This is a genomic window from Skermanella sp. (assembly GCF_059503625.1).
The window spans coordinates 3,495-4,055 of record NZ_JCACHA010000084.1 but is presented as its reverse complement, the minus strand read 5'-3'; the positions used below and the strand labels follow the sequence as shown (position 1 = coordinate 4,055).

Sequence of the window (561 nt, the reverse complement as noted above, 5' to 3'; positions counted from 1 at the left end):
TACTCATGATGCTGGTGGGGATCTCGTTGTTTCTACGCTTGGCGCAGGCTGTATTCCGCCCAGGCGGCAAGGTGCTCTATCCATGCCCCCAGTGCGGGCTGCAGCGTCACGATCCTGATGCCGTCCACTGCAAAGCATGCGGCTATGTGCTGAACATCCCTGACGATGATGACTAGGAGACGGCAGTGAGAGGTCTGAGCTTCCTGAATACGAGGAACTCACCGTTTTCGGATAGCACCGATTAGCCCTCGCCGAGCGCGGTTCTGACCTGCTGCTCCTCGAGATCGAGCTCGGCGATCAACGCCCTCATGGCCTCGCTGTCGAGTTCATCCGTATGCTCGGCCAGAAGCTTCGCCCGCGCCGCCTCGATGGCTGTCAGGCGCAGGCCGAGCTGCGCTGTTCGGCGCTGGGTAGCCGTCTCGGCGTCACCCCGCATCTGGTCGGCCTGCTTCGCGCGTACCCGCAGATCACGCAGCAGATCGTCGGCGGCGGCGGCCTGCTCTGGGTCGTCGAGCTGCTCCTTCACCGCGTCCATTGCTGCCACTGTGGCGGCGCTGCGGG

At 63.8% G+C, this 561-nt stretch carries 1 protein-coding gene; it reads right to left on the bottom strand.

From position 1 onward, the window contains the following. Positions 1-241: 241 nt before the first annotated feature. On the bottom strand, positions 242-561 hold a 320-nt coding region (locus tag AC5JJ6_RS02245), incomplete at its 5' end, for a hypothetical protein (protein WP_496040482.1).